This window comes from Cellulomonas sp. T2.31MG-18, assembly GCF_964266755.1.
GTDB lineage: Bacteria > Actinomycetota > Actinomycetes > Actinomycetales > Cellulomonadaceae > Cellulomonas.
Genome location: NZ_CAXWGW010000003.1, coordinates 149,962 through 171,186, shown reverse-complemented (window position 1 = coordinate 171,186; position 21,225 = coordinate 149,962). Strand labels below are relative to the sequence as shown.

The 21,225-nt window shown below is 74.1% G+C and carries 21 protein-coding genes; all 21 read left to right on the top strand.

Annotation, left to right across the window (positions count from 1 at the left end):
- The first annotated feature begins 109 nt into the window (after positions 1-109).
- The 21 genes from ACFQTY_RS12950 (at position 110) to ACFQTY_RS12850 (ending at position 21,218) form a co-directional block, all read left to right on the top strand.
- Positions 110-550: a type II 3-dehydroquinate dehydratase gene (locus ACFQTY_RS12950; protein WP_378101027.1), complete on the top strand. Its 441-nt coding sequence runs from the start codon at positions 110-112 to the stop codon at positions 548-550.
- Between the two features lie 55 nt (positions 551-605).
- The gene (locus tag ACFQTY_RS12945; protein WP_378101025.1) at positions 606-1,256 is read left to right on the top strand and encodes a hypothetical protein; all 651 of its coding nucleotides are present in this window, start codon (positions 606-608) and stop codon (positions 1,254-1,256) included.
- A 73-nt stretch (positions 1,257-1,329) separates the two neighbouring features.
- On the top strand, positions 1,330-1,767 hold the full coding sequence (locus tag ACFQTY_RS12940) for a hypothetical protein (protein ID WP_378101023.1): 438 nt from the start codon (positions 1,330-1,332) through the stop codon (positions 1,765-1,767).
- 145 nt (positions 1,768-1,912) lie between these two features.
- Positions 1,913-2,476 carry an elongation factor P gene (gene efp, locus ACFQTY_RS12935; RefSeq protein WP_263730803.1) on the top strand — a complete coding sequence of 188 codons (564 nt, stop codon included), beginning with the start codon at positions 1,913-1,915 and terminating at the stop codon, positions 2,474-2,476.
- A 1-nt stretch (position 2,477) separates the two neighbouring features.
- On the top strand, positions 2,478-2,894 hold the full coding sequence (gene nusB, locus ACFQTY_RS12930; RefSeq protein ID WP_378101020.1) for a transcription antitermination factor NusB: 417 nt from the start codon (positions 2,478-2,480) through the stop codon (positions 2,892-2,894).
- Positions 2,895-3,032: 138 nt separating this feature from the next.
- A complete protein-coding gene (gene pyrR, locus ACFQTY_RS12925) occupies positions 3,033-3,659 on the top strand; it encodes a bifunctional pyr operon transcriptional regulator/uracil phosphoribosyltransferase PyrR (protein ID WP_378101018.1) in 627 nt (208 codons plus the stop codon).
- Positions 3,656-4,687 carry an aspartate carbamoyltransferase catalytic subunit gene (locus tag ACFQTY_RS12920; RefSeq protein ID WP_378101016.1) on the top strand — a complete coding sequence of 344 codons (1,032 nt, stop codon included), beginning with the start codon at positions 3,656-3,658 and terminating at the stop codon, positions 4,685-4,687. The genes pyrR and ACFQTY_RS12920 overlap by 4 nt, the downstream gene beginning before the upstream one ends.
- A complete protein-coding gene (locus ACFQTY_RS12915) occupies positions 4,684-5,991 on the top strand; it encodes a dihydroorotase (RefSeq protein WP_378101014.1) in 1,308 nt (435 codons plus the stop codon). The genes ACFQTY_RS12920 and ACFQTY_RS12915 overlap by 4 nt, the downstream gene beginning before the upstream one ends.
- On the top strand, positions 5,991-6,518 hold the full coding sequence (locus tag ACFQTY_RS12910) for a hypothetical protein (protein WP_378101012.1): 528 nt from the start codon (positions 5,991-5,993) through the stop codon (positions 6,516-6,518). The genes ACFQTY_RS12915 and ACFQTY_RS12910 overlap by 1 nt, the downstream gene beginning before the upstream one ends.
- Complete coding sequence (carA, locus tag ACFQTY_RS12905) at positions 6,515-7,753, top strand: glutamine-hydrolyzing carbamoyl-phosphate synthase small subunit (protein WP_378101009.1); 1,239 nt, start codon at positions 6,515-6,517, stop codon at positions 7,751-7,753. The genes ACFQTY_RS12910 and carA overlap by 4 nt, the downstream gene beginning before the upstream one ends.
- Positions 7,753-11,127 (top strand): carbamoyl-phosphate synthase large subunit, encoded by a 3,375-nt coding sequence (gene carB, locus ACFQTY_RS12900; RefSeq protein WP_378101007.1) that lies wholly within the window; start codon positions 7,753-7,755, stop codon positions 11,125-11,127. Before carA ends, carB begins: the two co-directional genes overlap by 1 nt.
- Positions 11,124-11,984 carry an orotidine-5'-phosphate decarboxylase gene (gene pyrF / locus ACFQTY_RS12895; protein WP_378101005.1) on the top strand — a complete coding sequence of 287 codons (861 nt, stop codon included), beginning with the start codon at positions 11,124-11,126 and terminating at the stop codon, positions 11,982-11,984. The genes carB and pyrF overlap by 4 nt, the downstream gene beginning before the upstream one ends.
- A 187-nt stretch (positions 11,985-12,171) precedes the next feature.
- Positions 12,172-12,483, top strand: a complete 312-nt coding sequence (gene mihF, locus ACFQTY_RS12890) for an integration host factor, actinobacterial type (protein ID WP_263730812.1) — start codon at positions 12,172-12,174, stop codon at positions 12,481-12,483.
- Between the two features lie 61 nt (positions 12,484-12,544).
- On the top strand, positions 12,545-13,114 hold the full coding sequence (gene gmk / locus ACFQTY_RS12885; RefSeq protein ID WP_378101003.1) for a guanylate kinase: 570 nt from the start codon (positions 12,545-12,547) through the stop codon (positions 13,112-13,114).
- Between the two features lie 73 nt (positions 13,115-13,187).
- Positions 13,188-13,457 carry a DNA-directed RNA polymerase subunit omega gene (gene rpoZ, locus ACFQTY_RS12880; protein WP_263730814.1) on the top strand — a complete coding sequence of 90 codons (270 nt, stop codon included), beginning with the start codon at positions 13,188-13,190 and terminating at the stop codon, positions 13,455-13,457.
- A 12-nt stretch (positions 13,458-13,469) separates the two neighbouring features.
- Positions 13,470-14,666 (top strand): bifunctional phosphopantothenoylcysteine decarboxylase/phosphopantothenate--cysteine ligase CoaBC, encoded by a 1,197-nt coding sequence (gene coaBC, locus ACFQTY_RS12875; RefSeq protein ID WP_378101000.1) that lies wholly within the window; start codon positions 13,470-13,472, stop codon positions 14,664-14,666.
- 78 nt (positions 14,667-14,744) lie between these two features.
- Positions 14,745-15,938 (top strand): methionine adenosyltransferase, encoded by a 1,194-nt coding sequence (metK, locus tag ACFQTY_RS12870; RefSeq protein WP_378101793.1) that lies wholly within the window; start codon positions 14,745-14,747, stop codon positions 15,936-15,938.
- Between the two features lie 109 nt (positions 15,939-16,047).
- The gene (locus ACFQTY_RS12865) at positions 16,048-18,096 is read left to right on the top strand and encodes a primosomal protein N' (protein WP_378101790.1); all 2,049 of its coding nucleotides are present in this window, start codon (positions 16,048-16,050) and stop codon (positions 18,094-18,096) included.
- Positions 18,093-18,710 (top strand): HAD-IA family hydrolase, encoded by a 618-nt coding sequence (locus ACFQTY_RS12860; protein ID WP_378100998.1) that lies wholly within the window; start codon positions 18,093-18,095, stop codon positions 18,708-18,710. The genes ACFQTY_RS12865 and ACFQTY_RS12860 overlap by 4 nt, the downstream gene beginning before the upstream one ends.
- Positions 18,711-18,720: 10 nt before the next feature.
- Positions 18,721-19,653: a methionyl-tRNA formyltransferase gene (gene fmt, locus ACFQTY_RS12855; RefSeq protein WP_378100996.1), complete on the top strand. Its 933-nt coding sequence runs from the start codon at positions 18,721-18,723 to the stop codon at positions 19,651-19,653.
- Positions 19,650-21,218 (top strand): RsmB/NOP family class I SAM-dependent RNA methyltransferase, encoded by a 1,569-nt coding sequence (locus ACFQTY_RS12850; RefSeq protein WP_378100994.1) that lies wholly within the window; start codon positions 19,650-19,652, stop codon positions 21,216-21,218. Before fmt ends, ACFQTY_RS12850 begins: the two co-directional genes overlap by 4 nt.
- The last annotated feature ends 7 nt before the right edge of the window (positions 21,219-21,225 follow it).

Genomic DNA, 21,225 nt, shown 5'->3' with positions numbered 1-21,225 from the left:
CACCCGGTCAGCACCGCCGCGCGAGACGTCAGGTAGGGAGCCCCGGCGCGGCGATCGCGTGCGGTGAGCACGCACGGCCCGACCGGCCACCGCCGCTAACCTGACCGACGTGACCAGCGTCCTCGTCCTCAACGGCCCGAACCTGGGGCGTCTCGGCGTCCGTGAGCCGGAGGTCTACGGCTCGGCCACGCTCGCCGACCTGACGGCAGCCGCCACGCAGTGGGGGCGTGACCTCGCGCTCGACGTCGAGGTCCGGCAGACGGACGACGAGGCGGAGCTCGTCGGCTGGCTGCACGCCGCCGTCGACGACCGCACCCACGTGGTGCTCAACCCGGCCGCCTTCACCCACTACTCGTACGCCCTGCGCGACGCCGCGGCCCAGGTGACCGAGGCGGGCCTCCTGCTGGTCGAGGTGCACCTGTCGAACCCGCTCGCCCGCGAGGCGTTCCGGCACCTGTCCGTCATCGGCCCGATCGCCACCGGGACGGTTGCTGGCTTCGGTTTCGACTCGTACCGCCTCGCCCTCGCGGCGATCGCGGCCCGTTTGTAGTCAAGCACAAGCCTGCGGGCTTGTTACGTCTGCAACAAGCTGAGAGACTTGTCGCATGTTCGTCGTGACAGTCGACCAGCAGGGGAGCCGTCGGTCGACGGATCAGGTCCCTGCTCTCCTCTCGGGCCTGCCGCACCTCGACGGCGTGCTCCTGCCCTTCGAGCGCACGGTCGGTGACGAGGTCCAGGCCGTCCTGGACGACCCTTCATCCACGGTCGAGGTCGCCCTCCACCTGCTGCGCCTCGGCGGCTGGAGCGTCGGCATCGGAGCGGGTCCGGTGCTGGAGCCGCTGCCGGCGAGCACGCGGGAGGCGTCAGGGGCCGCCTTCATCGCCGCGCGGGAGGCCGTCGAGGCGGCGAAGTCCCGTGGCCGCCCCGTCCCCGTGGCGGTGCGCGGCGCCCGACCGGCGACCGCGCGAGACGCCGAGGCCGTTCTGACGTTGCTCGCCAGCGTGCTCGCCCGCCGGTCGGCCGCCGGCTGGGCCGCCGTGGACGCGGCGCGCGCCGCGCTCGGACGCACCGGCGCGGACGGCCCGGTCCAGCAGCTCGCTGCGGAACGCCTCGGGGTCAGCCAGCAGGCGGTCAGCCAGCGGCTGCGTGCCGCCCACTGGGCGGAGGAGCAGGCCGTCCGGCCGGTGCTGGCTCGGCTGCTCGCCGCAGCCGGTCTGCCCGAACCGGCAGAGGGGGACGTCGGCGCGGACGGTTGACCGCGTCCGTGCGGCCCGCCAGGGTCGGGCACAGCTCGCCACGGCCGACGGACGGCCACAGCCAGGAGGTCGCATGCATCCCGCGCTCGTCGCGCTCGTCGTCGTCCTCGCGCTCGCCGTGTCGACCGGTGGCGGCTGGGCCGTCACCCGTCTGGTGCTGCACCTGGCCAGCCGCTCGTCCGACGCGGGGGAGCCGCTCAGCGGACCCGACGGCGCCGTCCTGCTGCGCGGCACGCTCGTCGAGAGCGACGGCCCGGACGGCGCCCGAGCGCAGGCCGTGCTGCGCGGCGGCACCTGGGTGGGACTGCTCGAGCGGCTCGCGACCACGGGGGCACTGATCGTCGGTGAGCCGACCGCGGTCGCGGTGGTCGTCGCGGTCAAGGGCCTCGGCCGCTACCCGGAGCTGCGGGAGAACCCGGGCGCCTCGGAGCGGTTCGTCATCGGTACGTTCGCGTCGCTGCTGTGGGCCGCGTCGATCGGGCTGCTCGCGCGGTGGCTGCTCGCGCGGTGAACACCGCACGGTACGATGGTCGGCGGCCTGCGGCCCGGACCGCGGCGCACCCCACGTCCCCCCACGGGTCCTCCCGACGCGGTGACGGACGCGACGTGCCTGCACCAGCCGCCCTCAGCACCCTCTCTCGACAGGAAGCGACACCGTGGCGACCACCAACGACCTGAAGAACGGCCTCGTGCTCCGCATCGACGGCCAGCTGTGGACCGTGGTGGAGTTCCAGCACGTCAAGCCGGGCAAGGGCGGCGCCTTCGTGCGCACCAAGCTGAAGAACGTGCTGTCCGGCAAGGTGGTCGACCGCACGTTCAACGCCGGCCTGAAGGTGGAGACGGCCAACGTCGACAAGCGCGACATGCAGTACCTGTACAAGGACGGCTCGGACTACGTCTTCATGGACGCCTCCACGTACGACCAGCTGCACGTCCCCGAGGAGACCGTCGGCGACGCGGCGCACTTCCTGCTGGAGAACCAGAACGCACTGGTCGCGACCAACGAGGGCATCCCGCTGTACGTCGAGCTGCCCCCGTCGGTGGTCCTCGAGATCACCTACACCGAGCCGGGGCTGCAGGGCGACCGCTCGTCGGCCGGGACCAAGCCCGCGACCCTGGAGACCGGCTACGAGATCCAGGTGCCGCTGTTCCTCGAGACGAACACCAAGGTGAAGGTGGACACCCGTGACGGGAGCTACCTCGGCCGCGTGAACGACTGAGGTGGCAGCCCGCACCAAGGCTCGCAAGCGCGCGCTCGACGTCCTCTTCGAGGCCGAGCAGCGCGGCATCCCGCCGCTGACGCTGCTCGCGGAGCGCCTCGCGCACCCCGGCGTGCAGTCGGCGGTCCCGGAGTACGCCGTCGAGATCGTCGAGGGTGTCGCGGCGCACCTGGAGCGGATCGACGAGGTGCTGGCGACGCACTCCCACGGCTGGACCGTCGACCGGATGCCGGCTGTGGACCGCCAGCTGCTGCGGATCGGCACCTGGGAGGTCCTCTACAACGACGACGTCCCCGACGCCGTCGCGGTGGACGAGGCGGTCAGCCTCGCCTCCGACCTCTCGACGGACGAGTCGCCCGCCTTCGTGAACGGCCTGCTGGGCCGCATCGTCGACCTCAAGCCGACGCTTCTCGCCTGAGGCGACGGACCCTGGCGTCTCGCGCCTCAGCGCGCCGACAGGCGCACCGATGACGAGAGGTTAGGCTCCGCACCTGACAGACATCCTTTAAGGCCCGTCCAGAGAGGCGGGGAAGGGGGTCGCCAGATGAGCTCTGGCATGCGTGCATCCGTATCGGGGGCACAGACCGGCGGTGCCGAGGTGCTCGGCGCCGCGGAGATCGCGCGGGCGCTGACCCGCATCGCGCACGAGATCCTCGAGCGCAACCGGGGAGCCGACGACCTGGTCGTCCTGGGCATCCCCACCCGCGGGCTCCCGCTCGCGCAGCGGCTCGTGGACCGTCTCGCCCAGGTCGAGCCAGGCGTCGACGCCGACGCCATCGGCGGCAGCCTGGACGTGACGATGTACCGCGACGACCTCTCGCACCAGCCCACGCGCACCATCGGCACGACGCACCTGCCGGCGGGCGGCATCGACGGCAAGGTCGTGGTGCTGGTGGACGACGTGCTGTACTCCGGCCGCACCATCCGGGCAGCGCTCGACGCCATCAGCGACCTCGGCCGGCCCCGCGCGGTCCAGCTGGCGGTGCTGGTCGACCGCGGGCACCGGGAGCTGCCGATCCGGGCCGACTACGTGGGCAAGAACCTGCCGACGGCGGCGGGGGAGCGCGTGCGGGTCATGCTCGCCGAGACGGACGGCCGCGACGCCGTGCTGATCGAGGCACCGCCCGGCGGCGGAGGCCCGGCGGGCGTCGTGCGCGACGACACGAACGAGGTGACCCGATGAGGCACCTGCTCTCGGCCGCCGACCTGTCCCGGGACGAGGCGGTGCTGATCCTCGACACCGCGGCGCAGATGGCCGCGACCCAGTCCCGGCAGATCAAGAAGCTGCCGACCCTGCGCGGTCGCACGGTGATCAACCTCTTCTTCGAGGACAGCACCCGCACCCGCATCTCGTTCGAGACCGCCGCGAAGCGGCTCTCGGCGGACGTGATCAACTTCTCGGCCAAGGGGTCGAGCGTGTCCAAGGGCGAGTCCCTGAAGGACACCGCCCTCACGCTGCAGGCGATGGGCGCCGACGCCGTCGTGATCCGGCACCAGGCCTCCGGGGCGCCGCACACGCTGGCGACCGCCGGCTGGACGGACTGCGCGGTGGTGAACGCGGGCGACGGCACGCACCAGCACCCGACGCAGGCGCTGCTGGACGCGTACACCGTGCGCCGGCACCTGGTCGGCGCCGGCGGCACGCAGGACGTCACCGGCCGGGACCTCGCGGGCCTGCACGTCGCGATCGTCGGCGACGTGCTGCACAGCCGGGTGGCCAGGTCGAACGTGCAGCTGCTGCACACCCTCGGGGCCCGCGTGACGCTGGTCGCCCCGCCGACGCTGGTGCCGGTCGGTGTGCAGACGTGGCCGTGCGCCGTCTCGTACCACCTGGACGAGGTGCTGGCGCAGGGTCCCGACGCGGTGATGATGCTGCGCGTGCAGCGGGAGCGGATGTCGAGCGCCGGCGGCGGGTTCTTCCCGAGCGCGCTCGAGTACACCCGCGGGTACGGTCTGGACGCGCGGCGCCTCGCCGGGCTTCCCGACCACGCGATCGTCATGCACCCCGGACCGATGAACCGCGGGCTCGAGATCTCGGCCGACGCGGCGGACAGCCCGCGGTCCGTGGTCGTCGAGCAGGTGGCCAACGGCGTCGCGGTGCGCATGGCGGTGCTGTACCTGCTGCTCTCGGGCACAGGCCCGGCGACCAGCGCGGGGGACGAGGTCGCGGACGAGTCCGGTACGCCGGAGAAGGTGGGGACGGGCGCATGAGCCGGCTGCTGCGAGGAGCGTCGCTGCTCGGCGGCGGGGCCACCGACGTGCTCGTCGACGAGGGCCGGATCGTCGCCCTCGGGACGGAGGCCCGGGACGCGCGCGCCGAGGTGGTCGACGCGGACGGCCTGGTGCTGCTGCCCGGGCTGGTCGACCTGCACACGCACCTGCGCGAGCCCGGTCGGGAGGACGCCGAGACGGTGGCCTCCGGGACGCGGGCCGCGGCACTCGGCGGGTTCACCGCGGTGCACGCGATGGCGAACACCTCACCGGTCGCGGACACGGCCGGCGTCGTCGAGCAGGTGTGGCGGCTCGGCCGCGACGCAGGCTGGGTGGACGTGCACCCCGTCGGCGCGGTCACCGTCGGCCTTGGTGGCGAGCGGCTGGCCGAGCTCGGGGCGATGGCGTCCTCCGCCGCCCGCGTGCGGGTGTTCTCCGACGACGGGAAGTGCGTCCACGACCCCGTGCTGATGCGCCGGGCGCTGGAGTACGTCAAGGCGTTCGACGGCGTCATCGCCCAGCACGCCCAGGAGCCGCGGCTGACCGAGAACGCCCAGATGCACGAGGGCATCGTGTCCGCCGAGCTCGGCCTGGCCGGCTGGCCCGCCGTGGCCGAGGAGGCGATCATCGCCCGCGACGTGCTGCTCGCCGAGCACGTCGGCTCGCGGCTCCACGTGTGCCACGTCTCGACGGCCGGGTCGGTGGAGATCATCCGCTGGGCCAAGGCGCGGGGGATCGCCGTGACGGCCGAGGTCACGCCGCACCACCTCGCGCTGTCCGACGAGCTGGCCCGCGGCTACGACCCCGTGTTCAAGGTGAACCCGCCGCTGCGGACTGCCGAGGACCTCGAGGCGGTCCGAGCCGCGCTGGCGGACGGCACGATCGACATCGTCGCCACGGACCACGCGCCGCACACCCGCGAGGACAAGGACTGCGAGTGGGCGGCCGCCGCGTTCGGCATGACGGGCCTGGAGACGGCGCTGTCCGTGGTGCAGGCGACGATGGTCGACACCGGACGCCTCGGCTGGTCCGACGTCGCACGGGTGCTGTCGTCGACTCCGGCGCTGATCGGCCGGGTGGCCGACCAGGGGCGCCCGATCGCCGTCGGCGAACCGGCGAACCTCGTGCTCGTCGACCCGACGGCGCGGACGCTGGTCGATCCCGCAGCCCAGGCGACGCAGGCGACCAACAGCCCGTTCCGGGGCCGGGAGCTGCCCGGTCGCGTGGTCGCCACGTTCCTGCGCGGACGGCCGACCGTGCTCGACGGCCGACCCTGCGACGAGACGGTGGAGGTGCACGCCTGATGCCCACATGGCTGTCCGTCACGATCCTGCTGGTGCTGCTGGCGCTGGCGTACTGGGCGATGCGCCAGGGCTGGCGCCGACGTGAACGCCGATCGGAAGCCACCGTGCCCGCGGTGCCCGGCGCCCCGGCCGACCTCGGCGCACCGCGCACGGACCCGCTGGAAGCGGTCTACGTCTCCTCGACCACGGCCGGCGACTGGCTCGACCGCGTGAACGCCCACGACCTGGGCGTGCGCAGCGCCGCGCAGGTGCAGGTGTTCGACGCCGGCGTGCTGGTGCGCCGCACCGGCGCGGCAGACGTGTTCGTCCCGGCCGCCCAGGTGCGCGGCGTCGGCACCGCGTCGGGCATCGCCGGCAAGTTCATGGGGCGCGACGGCCTCGTCGTGCTCACCTGGGCACCCGACGCCGCGCCGGAGGTCGGCCCGCTGCTCGACACCGGGCTGCTGGTCCGCCACCGCGCCGACCGGCCACGCCTCGTGGACGCCGTCCGCACCCTCGTCCCCACCACCGCCGGAGGTACCGCATGACCACCGCCGTGCTCGTCCTGGAGGACGGCCGCACCTTCACCGGCCAGGCGTACGGCGCCACCGGCCGCACGCTGGGCGAGATCGTCTTCGCCACCGCGATGACGGGGTACCAGGAGACGCTGACCGACCCGTCGTACCACCGGCAGATCGTCGTGATGACCGCACCGCACATCGGCAACACGGGTGTGAACGACGAGGACCCCGAGTCGGCCCGCATCTGGGTGGCCGGCTACGTCGTCCGTGACCCCGCCCGGCGCTCGTCGAGCTGGCGCGCACGGCACACGCTCGACGAGGAGCTCGAGGCCCAGGGCATCGTGGGGATCAGCGGCATCGACACGCGCGCGCTGACCCGGCACCTGCGGGAACGCGGCGTGATGCGCGCCGGCATCTTCTCCGGTGACGCCCTGCTGACGTCCGGCGTACGCCGCCCGGACGACGAGCTGCTCGACGAGGTGCTGGACGCACCCCCCATGGCGGGCGCGGACCTGGCGGGGGAGGTGTCCACCAGCGAGCCGTACGTCGTTCCGGCCCTGGGTCCCGACGGCCAGCCGCTGGACGTCCCCCGCGCGCGGGTCGCGGCGGTCGACCTCGGCATCAAGGCGATGACGCCCCACCGGATGGCCGAGCGGGGGATCGAGGTCCACGTGCTGCCGAGCACCTCGACCATCGACGACGTGCTCGCGGTGCACCCCGACGGCGTCTTCTTCTCCAACGGGCCGGGCGACCCCGGTGCCGCCGTGCACGAGGTCGAGCTGCTCCGCGAGGTGCTCGACCGCCGGATCCCCTTCTTCGGCATCTGCTACGGGAACCAGATCCTGGGCCGGGCCCTCGGGTTCGGCACCTACAAGCTGGGCTACGGCCACCGCGGCGTGAACCAGCCGGTGATGGACCGCGCGACGGGCAAGGTGGAGATCACCGCGCACAACCACGGCTTCGCGGTGGACGCCCCGCTCGAGGGCCCGACGGCGGCGCCCTACGACGACGGCCGGTACGGCCAGGTGGTCGTGTCGCACGTCGACCTCAACGACGACGTGGTGGAGGGCCTCGCGGCGCTCGACCTGCCCGCCTTCAGCGTCCAGTACCACCCGGAGGCCGCGGCGGGTCCGCACGACGCCGCGTACCTGTTCGACCGGTTCGCCGACCTGATGGCCGACCCGGGCCTCGGCGGCGCCGGCGCCGCCCGACCGGCAGGCGGACCGTCCACCACCGCGACCGACGAGGAAGGTGCCGCCTGATGCCGCGCCGCGACGACATCCACAGCGTCCTGGTGATCGGCTCCGGCCCGATCGTCATCGGGCAGGCCGCCGAGTTCGACTACTCGGGGACGCAGGCCTGCCGTGTGCTGCGCGCCGAGGGTCTGCGCGTGATCCTGGTCAACTCCAACCCGGCGACGATCATGACGGACCCGGAGTTCGCCGACGCGACCTACGTCGAGCCGATCACCACCGAGGTGCTCACCTCGATCATCGCCAAGGAGCGCCCCGACGCCCTGCTGCCGACGCTCGGCGGTCAGACGGCCCTCAACGCGGCCGTCGCCCTCTCCGAGGCCGGTGTGCTCGACGAGTACGGCGTGGAGCTGATCGGCGCCAACATCGCCGCGATCCAGAAGGGCGAGGACCGCGAGCAGTTCAAGCAGGTCGTCGAGGTGTGCGGCGGCGAGTCCGCACGGTCGGTGATCGCGCACTCGCTGGACGACGCGCTCGCCGCCGTGGACGTGCTCGGCTACCCGATGGTGGTCCGTCCGTCGTTCACGATGGGCGGTCTGGGGTCCGGCATCGCCTACGACGAGGCCGACCTGCGCCGCATCGTCGGCCAGGGCCTGCACTACTCGCCGTCCACCGAGGTGCTCCTCGAGGAGTCGATCCTCGGCTGGAAGGAGTACGAGCTCGAGCTGATGCGGGACAAGCACGACAACGTCGTGGTGGTCTGCTCGATCGAGAACGTCGACCCGGTCGGCGTGCACACCGGCGACTCGGTGACGGTGGCCCCCGCGCTGACCCTGACCGACCGCGAGTACCAGCGGATGCGGGACATCGGCATCGCGGTGATCCGCGAGGTCGGCGTCGACACCGGCGGCTGCAACATCCAGTTCGCGGTGGACCCGGAGACCGGCCGGATCATCGTCATCGAGATGAACCCGCGGGTGTCGCGCTCGTCGGCCCTCGCCTCGAAGGCGACGGGCTTCCCGATCGCCAAGATCGCCGCCCGGCTGGCCGTCGGCTACACGTTGGACGAGATCCCCAACGACATCACCGGCTCCACGCCGGCCAGCTTCGAGCCGACCCTCGACTACGTCGTCGTCAAGGTGCCGCGCTTCGCCTTCGAGAAGTTCCCGGCGGCCGACCCCACGCTCACGACCACCATGAAGTCGGTCGGCGAGGCGATGGCGCTCGGCCGCAACTTCACCGAGGCCCTCGGCAAGGCGCTGCGCTCCCTCGACAAGAAGGGCGCGACGTTCCACTGGGACGGCGAGCCCGCGTCCGGCGCGGAGCTGGACGCCCTCGTCGAGTCCATCGCCCGGCCGACCGAGCGCCGCCTCGTCGACGTCCAGCAGGTGCTGCGCGCGGGCGTCCCGCTGGAGACGGTGTACGAGCGGACTAAGATCGACCCCTGGTTCCTCGACCAGCTGCAGCTGGTCAACGAGGTCGCCGCCGAGGTCGCTGGCGCGCCGGCCCTCACCCGCGAGGTCCTGGCCCGCGCCAAGCGCCACGGCCTGTCGGACGCTCAGGTGGCGGTCCTGCGGGGGAGCAGCGAGGACAGCGTCCGGCACACGCGCTGGGCGCTCGGGGTGCGTCCGGTCTACAAGACGGTCGACACCTGCGCGGCCGAGTTCGCAGCCCGCACGCCGTACCACTACTCGGCGTACGACGAGGAGACCGAGGTGGCGCCGCGCGAGCGGCCCGCCGTCCTGATCCTCGGTTCGGGGCCCAACCGGATCGGGCAGGGCATCGAGTTCGACTACTCCTGCGTGCACGCCGCCCTCGCCCTCAAGGGCGAGTTCGAGACCGTGATGATCAACTGCAACCCGGAGACCGTGTCGACGGACTACGACACCTCGAACCGGCTGTACTTCGAGCCGCTGACGTTCGAGGACGTGCTCGAGGTGTACGAGGCCGAGCGCGCCGCCGGCCCGGTGGCCGGGCTGATCGTCACGCTGGGCGGCCAGACCCCGCTGTCGCTCGCGCAGCGCCTGTTCGACGCCGGCCTGCCCATCCTCGGCACTCCGCCGGACGCGATCGACGCGGCCGAGGACCGCGGCGAGTTCGGTCAGGTGCTCGCCGCCGCCGGCCTGCCGGCACCGGCGTTCGGCACCGCCACGACGTTGGCCCAGGCGCGCGAGACCGCTGCGAGCATCGGCTTCCCCGTGCTGGTACGGCCGTCCTACGTGCTCGGCGGCCGCGGCATGGAGATCGTGTACGACGAGACCCAGCTGACCGAGTACGTCGAGCGCGCCCTCGCGGACGCGACCGTGTCCAACCGAGGCGTGCTGCCGCCGCTGCTGATCGACCGGTTCCTGGACGACGCGATCGAGATCGACGTCGACGCCCTGTACGACGGCGAGGAGCTGTACCTCGGCGGCGTGATGGAGCACATCGAGGAGGCCGGCATCCACTCCGGCGACTCGGCGTGCGCGCTGCCGCCGGTGACGCTGTCCGCCACCGAGCTCGAGCGGATCCGCACCTCCACCGAGGCGATCGCCCGCGGGGTCGGCGTGCGCGGCCTGCTCAACATCCAGTTCGCGCTGGTGTCGGACGTGCTCTACGTCCTCGAGGCGAACCCGCGGGCGTCGCGCACGGCGCCCTTCGTGTCCAAGGCGACCGGCGTCTCGCTCGCCAAGGCCGCCGCGCTGATCATGGTGGGCCGGTCGATCGCCGAGCTGCGGGAGGCAGGGGTCCTGCCTGCCGAGGACGCGAGCGTGCTGGACCTCGCAGCGCCGATCGCGGTCAAGGAGGCGGTGCTGCCGTTCAAGCGGTTCCGCACGCTCGACGGTCACGCGGTGGACACCGTGCTGGGGCCGGAGATGCGCTCGACCGGTGAGGTGATGGGCTTCGACGCGGACTTCCCCACGGCGTTCGCCAAGTCGCAGCAGGCGTCGTTCGGCGGCCTGCCGACCTCCGGGACGGTGTTCATCTCCGTGGCCGACCGCGACAAGCGGGCGATCGTGCTGCCGGTCAAGCGGCTGTCCCAGCTCGGTTTCGAGATCCTCGCCACCGAAGGCACCGCCGTGGTGCTGCACCGGTCCGGGATCGACTCGCGGCTGGTGCGCAAGCAGTCCGCCGGCCGCGGACCCGGCGGAGAGCCGACGATCGTCGACCTGATCAGCGACGGGCAGGTCGACATGGTGATCAACACCCCGTCCGGCCAGGGCGCCCGTGCGGACGGCTACGAGATCCGCGCCGCGACCACGGCGGCCGACAAGGCGATCATCACGACGGTGCAGCAGCTCGGCGCCGCCGTCCAGGCGATCGAGGCGGTCCGGTCGGGTCCCTTCGCGGTCACCAGCCTCCAGGAGCACGACGCGCGCACCCGGGCCCGCCGGGCGGCGCGCGCCGCTGCCGCCGTACCACCGGCCGAGGAGACGTCCGGCGAGCGGGTGGTAGCGCTGTGACACCGACCTTCGGCACCCGTCTCGCCGCTGCGCGGGGCGCCCTCGGCCCGCTCTGCGTCGGCATCGACCCGCACCCCTCGCTGCTCGAGCAGTGGGGCCTGGCGGACGACGTCGACGGGCTCCGGCGGTTCGCCCTGACCGTCGTCGAGGCGGTGGCCGGCGTCGTGCCGGCGATCAAGCCGCAGTCGGCCTTCTTCGAGCGGCACGGCTCCCGCGGCGTCGCGGTCCTCGAGGAGGTCGTGGCGGCGGGGCGGTCGGCCGGGACGTTGGTGGTCGTGGACGCGAAGCGGGGGGACATCGGCTCGACGATGGGAGCCTATGCGGACGCCTACCTGCGTGACGGCGCCCCGCTGGCCGGCGACGCCCTGACGGTCTCGCCGTACCTCGGCTTCGGTTCGTTGCGCCCAGCGGTGGACCTGGCTGCGGCGACCGGCCGTGGCCTGTTCGTGCTGGCCCTCACCTCGAACCCTGAAGGCGCCTCCGTCCAGCACGCCCGCGCAGCGGACGGCCGGTCGGTCGCGGCCCAGGTGGCACAGGAGGCGGCGCGGCTCAACGCCGCCGAGCTGGCCGCCGGCGGCGGCTCCCTGGGGTCCGTCGGCCTCGTGGTCGGCGCGACCATCGGGGACGCGGCCGCGCGCCTCGGGCTCGATCTCGCCGCCGTGCAGGGTCCGCTGCTCGCACCCGGCGTCGGCGCCCAGGGTGCCGGACCCGCCGAGCTCGCGGCCGTGTTCGGCGACGCGCGGTCGGCGGTGCTCGCGTCGTCGTCGCGAGGCGTGCTGTCGGCGGGTCCGACGGTCGACGGGCTCCGCGGCGCCGCGGAACGCGCCCGTGACGAGGCCGCTGCCGCCCTCGCCTGAGACCGCCAGGCACCCGTCGCGGAGGAACGCCGGCGAGCCGTCCACGAGGGTGCGGGCGCGGCATCGATGCAGGTGAAAGCGTGCACAAGGCCGCGTCACGTTTGCCGAGTGCCCAGGTGGTCGCTAGGTTCGATCTCGATCCTGCAGCCCACGAGGATCCCGGCCCACTGACGAGAAGGTGACGCGCGTGGCTCTCCCTCCGCTGACTCCAGAACAGCGTGCAGCAGCACTCGAGAAGGCCGCCGCCGCCCGGCAGGCCCGCGCCGAGGTGAAGAACCGTCTGAAGTACTCCCAGGGCTCCCTGTCCGAGGTGATCGAGCAGGGTCAGCAGGACGAGACCATCGGCAAGCTCAAGGTGATCTCCCTGCTCGAGTCCCTGCCGGGCGTGGGCAAGGTCAAGGCCCGTGCCATCATGTCCGACATCGGCATCTCCGAGACGCGGCGCGTGCGCGGGCTCGGTCCGCACCAGGTGAAGGCGCTCGTCGACCGCTTCGGGTGATCCCTCGCGGCCCGGTCGGCGGGCCGGGCCGCACCGCACCCGCAAGGAGCACCGCCCACCCATGACGACCACGCCCGCCCGGTTGACGGTGCTCGCAGGACCCACGGCCGTCGGCAAGGGCACGGTGTCCGCCGACGTGCGTGCGCGGTACCCCCAGGTCTGGCTCTCGGTCTCGGCGACGACGCGGTCGCCTCGTCCCGGCGAGGTCGACGGGGTGCACTACCGCTTCGTCTCCGAGGCGGAGTTCGACCGCATGGTGGCGGCCGGCGAGCTCCTCGAGTGGGCGGTGGTGCACGGTCGGCACCGGTACGGGACACCTCGCGGGCCGGTGGAGCAGCGACTCGCGGCAGGGCAGCCGGTCCTGCTGGAGATCGACCTGCAGGGCGCCCGGCAGGTGCGAGACAGCATGCCGGGCGCGCGGTTCGTCTTCCTCGCACCGCCGTCGTGGGACGAGCTGGTGCGGCGGCTGGTGGGACGCGGCACCGAGGACGAGGCCGAGCGGGAACGCCGGCTCGCCACCGCACGGGTGGAGCTGGCCGCCGAACCGGAGTTCGACCACGTGATCGTCAACGACGACGTGCACCGGGCGACCGACGAGCTGCTCACCGTGATGGGTGTGGTCACCGGCTAAGATGGCAGGCGGCTGTGCGGGCGTGCCCGCACAGAACCCCTTCTTCCCACCCACCCGTCGTCGGGAGCCCACCATGTCCGGAACCGTCGCCCACCCCACGGGCATCACCGACCCGCCGATCGACGACCTGCTGCAGCGAGCCGACTCCAAGTACGCGCTCGTGCTCTTCGCCGCCAAGCGGGCCCGTCAGATCAACGCCTACTACGGGCAGCTGAACGAGGGTCTGCTCGAGAACGTCGGCCCGCTGGTCGAGACGCGTCCGCAGGAGAAGCCGCTGTCGATCGCCATGCGCGAGATCGACAAGGGTCTCCTCACCGCTGAGCCGACCCCGCCCTCCGAGTAGCACCCCACGCCCGTGCGGATCGTCCTCGGCGTCGCGGGTGGCATCGCCGCGTACAAGGCGGTGCTGCTGCTGCGGCTGCTGCGCGAGGACGGTCACGCGGTGCGGGTGGTCCCCACCCGCGCCGCGCTCGAGTTCGTCGGCCGCCCCACCTGGGAGGCGCTGTCCGGCGAACCGGTGAGCACCGAGGTCTTCGAGCACGTCGACGAGGTGGCCCACGTCCGCATCGGCCAGGAGGCCGACCTCGTCGTCGTCGCACCGGCGACGGCCGACCTCCTCGCGCGGGCCGCGGCCGGGATGGCCGACGACCTGCTGACGGCCACGCTGCTGGTCGCCCGCTGCCCGGTGCTGCTGGCACCGGCGATGCACACCGAGATGTGGCAGCACCCGGCCACGGTCGCCAACGTCGACACGCTCCGTCGGCGCGGGATCCACGTGCTCGACCCCGTGTCCGGTCGCCTGACCGGGCCGGACACAGGTCCGGGCCGCCTGCCCGAGCCCGAGGAGATCGCGACCGCGGCGCTGGCGCTGGTCCACGGACGTACCCCCGACCTGGCCGGCCGGCGCGTCGTCGTGTCCGCGGGTGGGACGCGCGAGCCGATCGACCCGGTGCGCTTCATCGGCAACCGTTCCTCCGGACGTCAGGGCATCGAGCTGGCTCGCGCGGCCCACGAGCGCGGTGGCCAGGTGACGCTGGTCGCGGCGAACGTGACCCTGCAGGCCCCGCCGGGCGTGCACGTGGTCGCCGTCGAGTCCGGCGAGCAGCTGCGCGACGCGGTGCGGTCCGCCGCCAAGGACGCCGACGTCGTGGTGATGGCCGCCGCGGTGGCCGACTTCCGGCCCGTGCGCACGGCTACCGCCAAGATCAAGAAGCAGCCGGGGGTGGGGCCCACCCCGATCGAGCTGGTCGAGACCGTCGACATCCTCGCGGAGCTGGTGCGCCAGTCGCCTCGCGAGGGGCAGGTGGTGGTCGGGTTCGCCGCCGAGACCGGGGACGAGGCCGGTGACGTGCTCCAGCACGGTCGGCGGAAGGCGATCCGCAAGGGTGCCGACCTGCTGGTGGTGAACGCCGTCGGCGCCGACCGGGGCTTCGGCGTCGAGCACAACGAGGTGACGGTGCTCGACCGAGCGGGCGCCGAGGTGACGCGGGCGGCCGGAACGAAGCTCGAGGTCGCGCACGCGGTGTGGGACGCGGTGCTGCCGCTGCTGTGACCTCGCTCCGCCCGGGTCCGGCACGAGGACGGGCGACGGGGTGACGTTCGGCGAGCCCGTAGGCTGTCGGCCGTGAGTGTGTCCGCAGCCCGGTTGTTCACGTCCGAGTCCGTCACCGAGGGGCACCCGGACAAGGTCTGCGACCAGATCTCCGACGCGATCCTCGACGCGATGCTCGCCCAGGACCCGCTGTCCCGGGTCGCGGTGGAGACGATGGTGACCACGGGCCTGGTGCACGTCGCCGGCGAGGTGACCACCGACGCCTACGTCGAGATCCCGCAGGTGATCCGCGAGGTCGTGAACGAGATCGGCTACACGTCGTCGGACATCGGCTTCGACGGCGACTCGTGCGGCGTCTCGGTGTCGATCGGCCAGCAGTCGCCGGACATCGCGCAGGGCGTGGACAAGGCGCTCGAGGCCCGGCAGGACGACTCCGACCTGGACCCGCTCGACCTGCAGGGCGCCGGCGACCAGGGACTGATGTTCGGGTACGCCTGCGACGACACACCGTCGCTGATGCCGCTGCCGATCTGGGTGGCGCACCGGCTGGCCGAGCAGCTCGCCGCCGTGCGCAAGGCCGGCGTCGTCCCCGGGCTGCGGCCGGACGGCAAGACGCAGGTGACGATCGGCTACGAGGGCGACCGTGCCGTCAGCCTCGACACCGTTGTGGTGTCCACCCAGCACGAGCCGGACGTCAACCTCGAGACGACCCTCGCGCCGGCGGTCGCCGAGCTCGTCGTCGCGCCGGTGCTCGCCGAGCTCGACCTCGACACGACGGGCCACCGCCTCCTGGTCAACCCGACCGGCCAGTTCGTCATCGGCGGCCCCAAGGGCGATGCCGGGCTGACCGGCCGCAAGATCATCGTCGACACGTACGGCGGCTTCGCCCGGCACGGCGGCGGCGCGTTCTCCGGCAAGGACCCCTCGAAGGTCGACCGGTCCGCGGCGTACGCGATGCGCTGGGTGGCCAAGAACGTGGTCGCCGCCGGGCTGGCCCGGCGGTGCGAGGTGCAGGTGGCCTACGCCATCGGTACCGCGCACCCCGTCGGCCTGTACGTCGAGACGTTCGGCACCGGCCAGGTGCCGGTCGAGCGCCTAACCGCAGCCATCCGGGACGTGTTCGACCTGCGACCGGCGGCGATCGTGCGCGACCTCGACCTGCTGCGGCCGATCTACCGACGCACCGCCGCCTACGGGCACTTCGGTCGCGAGCTGACGGACTTCACCTGGGAGCGCACCGACCGCGTCGCGGACCTCCGGTCGGCCGTCTGACCCGGGTCCCGACCGGCCGACCCACCGCCGGCCGCGGTCGGGTTCCGTGGGTGGTCGGTGATGGGATGAGCCCGTGGACGTGACCGCGGCGCAGCCGACCCTGGCCGGCATGCCGCGGGTGCGGGCGCCGCGTCGCCAGCTGCCGGTCGACACCGCCGCTCACCTGCCTGTGGCGCGCGTGTGCGTCGACGTGCAGCCGGCGCACCTCGACCGGGTGTTCGAGTACCTGGTGCCTGCCACGCTGGACGAGCGTGCGGTTCCCGGTTGCCGGCTGAAGGTCCGGTTCGGCGGTCAGGACGTCGACGGCTGGCTGCTGGAGCGCACCGAGGAGGCCGACCACGAGGGACGGCTGGTGCCGATCCGGCGGGTGGTGACGTCCGGTCCGGTGCTGACACCCGAGCTCGCGCGCGTCGCCCGGGCGGTGGCCGACCGCTACGCCGGGACGCTGGCCGACGTGCTGCGGCTGGCGGTACCGCCGCGGCACGCACGCGTGGAGGCCGAGATGGATGCGCTCGGACCGGCGCAGGCACCGGCGGCAGCGCCGGCCGCAGCCGGCGGCGCGTGGTCGGCGTACCGGGGGGGACCGGCGTTGCTGCAGCACCTGCTCTCCGGCGGTGCACCCAGAGCTGTCTGGACGGCGCTGCCCGGACCCCAGGGGGATCGGTGGCCCGACGCGGTGGCGCAGGCCGTCGCGGCCTGCGTGCTGGGCGGGCGTGGGGCGCTGGTGGTCGCGCCCGACCGTCGCGACGTCGACCGGGTGGTCGCCGCGCTGGAGCAGGTCGGGCTCCCGGCCTGGTCGTCGACGGTCGACGGCGGTGTCGTGCGGCTGACCGCCGAGGACGGTCCGGCGCCGCGGTACCGGGCGTTCCTCGCCGCGCTCCGTGGGCACGCTCGGGTGGTGGTCGGCACCAGGGCTTCCGCGTTCGCCCCGGTCGAGGACCTCGGCCTGGTGGTCTGCTGGGACGACGGCGACCCGCTGAACGCCGAGCCCAGAGCGCCGTACCCCCACGTGCGGGAGGTGCTGACGCTCCGCGCCGAGGCCGCGGGCGCCGCCGCGATCTTCGGCGCGCACGGCCGGTCGGTCGAGGCGCAGGCCCTCGTCGAGCGCGGCTGGGCCGCCTCCGTGACGGCCGACCGCGCCGTGCTGCGGTCGCGGACACCGCGCGTCCGGGCGCTGACGTCGGTCGAGCTCGCCCGGGAGGGAGCGGCCGCGGCGGCCCGGCTGCCCGCACCCGCCTTCGCCGCCATCCGCTCTGCCCTCGAACGGGGCCCGGTGCTGGTCCAGGTACCGCGGGCGGGGTACCTGCCGGCTGTCGCCTGCACCCGGTGCCGCGCGACCGCCCGGTGCGCCGTCTGCACCGGACCCCTCGGTCTGACCGGGCCGGACGCCGTACCCGCCTGCCGCTGGTGCGGCCGGCTCGCCACCGCCTGGCGCTGCTCGACGTGCGGCAACGACGGTCTCCGATCGGTCCGCGTCGGCTCCGAGCGCACCGCCGAGGAGATCGGCAGGGCGTTCCCCGGGGCCACCGTCCGGGTGTCCGGGGCGAGAGCCGCGGCCGGCGTGCTCGCGGAGGTGCCCGACCGGCCCGCGATCGTGGTGGCGACACCCGGTGCCGAGCCGGTGGCGGCGGGCGGCTACGCGGCCGCGGTGCTGCTGGACGCCTCGGTTGCGACCGCGGGCGACGCACTCTCGGCGGAACCGGACGCCCTGCGTCGCTGGCTGGCCGCTGCGGCCCTGGTCCGGCCGATCGGCGACGGCGGGGAGGTGCTGCTCGTCGGCGACGGCGCGGAACGACCCACGCAGGCCCTGGTCCGGTGGGACCCCGCCGGTCTTGCCGCACGCGAGCTGGCCGAGCGGACGGAGCTGGGACTCCCACCGGCGATCCGGGTCGCCACCGTCACGGGGCCGCGGGAGGCCGTCGGCCTCGTCGTCGGCCGGGTGCAGGTGCCCCAGACGACGGTGTGGGGACCGGTCGTCGTCAGCGCGCCGGGCGGCTCACCGGACCCGCTGGACCCGGACGTCCGCGCGATGCTGCGCGCCCCGCGCAGCCGGGGCGCCGAGCTGACCAGGGCGCTCGCCGCCTCGGTCGCCGTCCGGAGCGCGCGCCGTGAGGGTGGCACGCTCCGCGTGCAGGTCGACCCTCCGGAGCTGCTGTGAGCACCGTGGACACCCTGGTGCTCGACCTGGGGAACGTGCTGGTGCCGTGGCACCCCGAGCGGGCGTTCGAGGGACTGGTGGCGGACGAGGACGTGCGGCGGTTCCTGGAGGACGTCGACTTCCCGGAGCTCAACCGGTCGCTGGACGCGGGCCGGGACTGGGCCGATGCACGGCACGAGCTGTCCGCGATGGGGCCGTGGTACGTCGACATGCTCGACCTCTACCTCGCCAACTTCCCTCGCACGCTCGCCGGTGAGGTCCCCGGGATGGCCCGTCTGGTGCGCGAGCTGCACGACGTGGGCCTTCGGCTGCTCGGGCTGACCAACTGGTCGGCCGCAACCTTCCACCACGCCGTGCCAGCCGCCCCGGCGATCGGCCTGCTCGAGGCCGTGGTGGTGTCCGGCCAGGAGGGCATCATCAAGCCGGACCCGCGCATCTTCGCCCTGGTGGTCGACCGCTTCGGGCTGCAGCCCGCCTCCACGCTGTTCGTCGACGACTCCGCCGTCAACGTGGCCGCGGCGCACGGCGCGGGCCTGCCGGCGGTCGTCTTCACCGAGGCCGGACGTCTGCGGGCCGACCTCCGGGCGCGAGGTGTGACCGTGGCCGCCGCCTAGGATCGCAGCCGTGCGTCTGCTCTTCGCCGGGACCCCGGCCCCCGCGGTGCCCTCGCTCGAGGGGCTGATCGCCTCCCGCCACGACGTGGTCGCGGTGCTGACGCGTCCCGACGCACCCTCCGGGCGCGGCCGGACCCTGACGCCCAGCCCCGTGCGCCAGGTGGCTGAGGCGCACGGCATCGAGGTGCTCAGCCCTCGACGGCTGCGCGACGAGGACTTCCGCGCGCGGTTCGCCGCCCTGGCGATCGACGCCGTCGCCGTGGTCGCCTACGGCGCGCTGATCCCCGCGGACCTGCTCGCCGCGGTGCCGGACGGGTGGACCAACCTGCACTTCTCGCTGCTGCCCGCATGGCGCGGCGCCGCGCCGGTGCAGCACGCCCTGATCGCCGGCGACGAGGTGACGGGCGCAACCACCTTCCGGATCGAGGAGGGCCTGGACACCGGTCCGGTGTACGGCCTGCTGACCGAGACCATCCGGCCGCGGGACACCGCCGGCGACCTGCTGGACCGTCTCGCGCACGCGGGGGCCGGGCTGCTGGTGCGGACGATGGACGGGATCGCCGACGGCACCCTCGTGGCCGTCCCGCAGGGCGGCGACGGCATCAGCCACGCACCCAAGCTGACGGCGGAGGACGGGCGCGTCCGCTGGACGCACCCGGCGCACGCGGTGGACCGTCGCATCCGCGGCTGCACCCCGGAGCCGGGCGCATGGACGACCCTTCCCGACGGCACCCGGCTGGGACTGGGCCCCGTCACCCCGGTCGAGGAGGCCCTCCCCGCGGGCGCGGTGCAGATCGGGCGACGCGACGTCCTGGTCGGAACGGGCAGCACGGCCGTACGCCTGGGGACCGTGTCGGCCTCCGGCCGCCGGACGATGCCCGCCGCCGACTGGGCACGCGGTGCGCGTCTCGCCGACGGCACGGTCCTCGGGGCCGAGGCATGAGCGACGCCCCGCGGGCAGCCCGTCCGTCGGGTCCCGGCGACGACCGCCGCCGACCGTCCCGTGACCACCGCGACGCCCAGGGCCGCCAGCGAGGGGCCGCGCGCGCCGAGGGCCGCACCGCCCGTTCCGCGGCTGCCCCGGCGCAGCGCGCCCGGCGAGGCGACGCGCCGCGTACCGCCGCCCTCGAGACGCTGCGCGCCGTCGCCGGCTCGGACGCGTACGCCAACCTGGTCCTGCCGCCGCTGCTGCGCCAGCGCCGGTTGCACGGGCGCGATGCGGCCTTCGCCACCGAGCTGACGTACGGCACGCTGCGGCTGCGGGGGCGCTACGACGCGGTGCTGGCCCAGGTGGTCGACCGGGACCTCGACCGGCTCGACCCCGTGGTGCTCGACCTGCTGCGGCTCGGTGCGCACCAGCTGCTCGGCATGCGGGTGCCCGTGCACGCCGCCGTCTCCGAGACGGTCGCGCTCGCCCGCGAGCAGGCCGGTGCCGGCGCGGCGCAGCTGGTGAACGCCGTGCTGCGCCGGGTGTCCGAGCACCCCCTGGACGACTGGCTGCGCCGCATCGCCGAGGCCGCAGACCCGGCCGGGACCGACACCTCGGCCCGGCTCGCCGTCGTGGAGAGCCATCCGGCCTGGGTGGTCCGGGCGTTCCGGGAGGCGCTGGTCGGCCACGGTCGTACCGCCGACGAGCTCGAGGCCGTGCTGCGGGCCGACAACGACGCGCCCGCGGTGACGCTGGTCGCCCGGCCGGGGCTGGTGGAGGTCGACGAGCTCGTCGCCGGGGGAGTGGACGCGGCACCCGGTCGGATCGCCGGCACGGCCGCCGTGCTGCGCGCGGGCGACCCGGGGGAGCTCGCCGCCGTGCGCGACGGGCTCGCCGGCGTGCAGGACGAGGGCAGCCAGCTGGTCACCCTGGCGCTCGCCGCCGCACCGCTCGACGGACGTGACGAGCGGTGGCTGGACCTCGCGGCCGGCCCGGGTGGGAAGGCCGCCCTGCTTGCGTCGCTGGCCACCCAGCGCGGGGCCCGGCTCGTCGCCAACGAGGTGCACCCGCACCGCGCCGAACTGGTCCGCCAGTCGTTGCGGGCGGTGCCGGCGGCGGCCGTGGAGGAGATCCGCGTGGGCGACGGTCGCGAGGTGGGTGAGCAGGAGCCCGGCGCCTACGACCGCGTGCTGCTCGACGCGCCCTGCACCGGGCTCGGTGCGCTGCGCCGGCGACCGGAGTCCCGCTGGAGGCGCACCCCCGCGGACCTGGCGGCGCTCGGTCAGCTGCAGCGAGGGCTGCTCGCCTCGGCGCTGGCCGCCGTCCGGCCCGGCGGCGTGGTGGCCTACGTCACCTGCTCACCGCACCTCGCCGAGACCACGCTCGTCGTCACCGACGCGTTGCGCGCCGCCGCGCGTGCGGGCACGCCGGCCCGGGTGGTCGACGCTCGTTCCGTGGTGCTCGCGCTGGTGCCGGACGGCCAGCCGGCGCCGGACCTCCCCGAGCGCCCCGACGTCCAGCTGTGGCCGCACGTGCACGGCACGGATGCGATGCACCTGACGCTGCTGCGACGGGACTGAGCAGGCC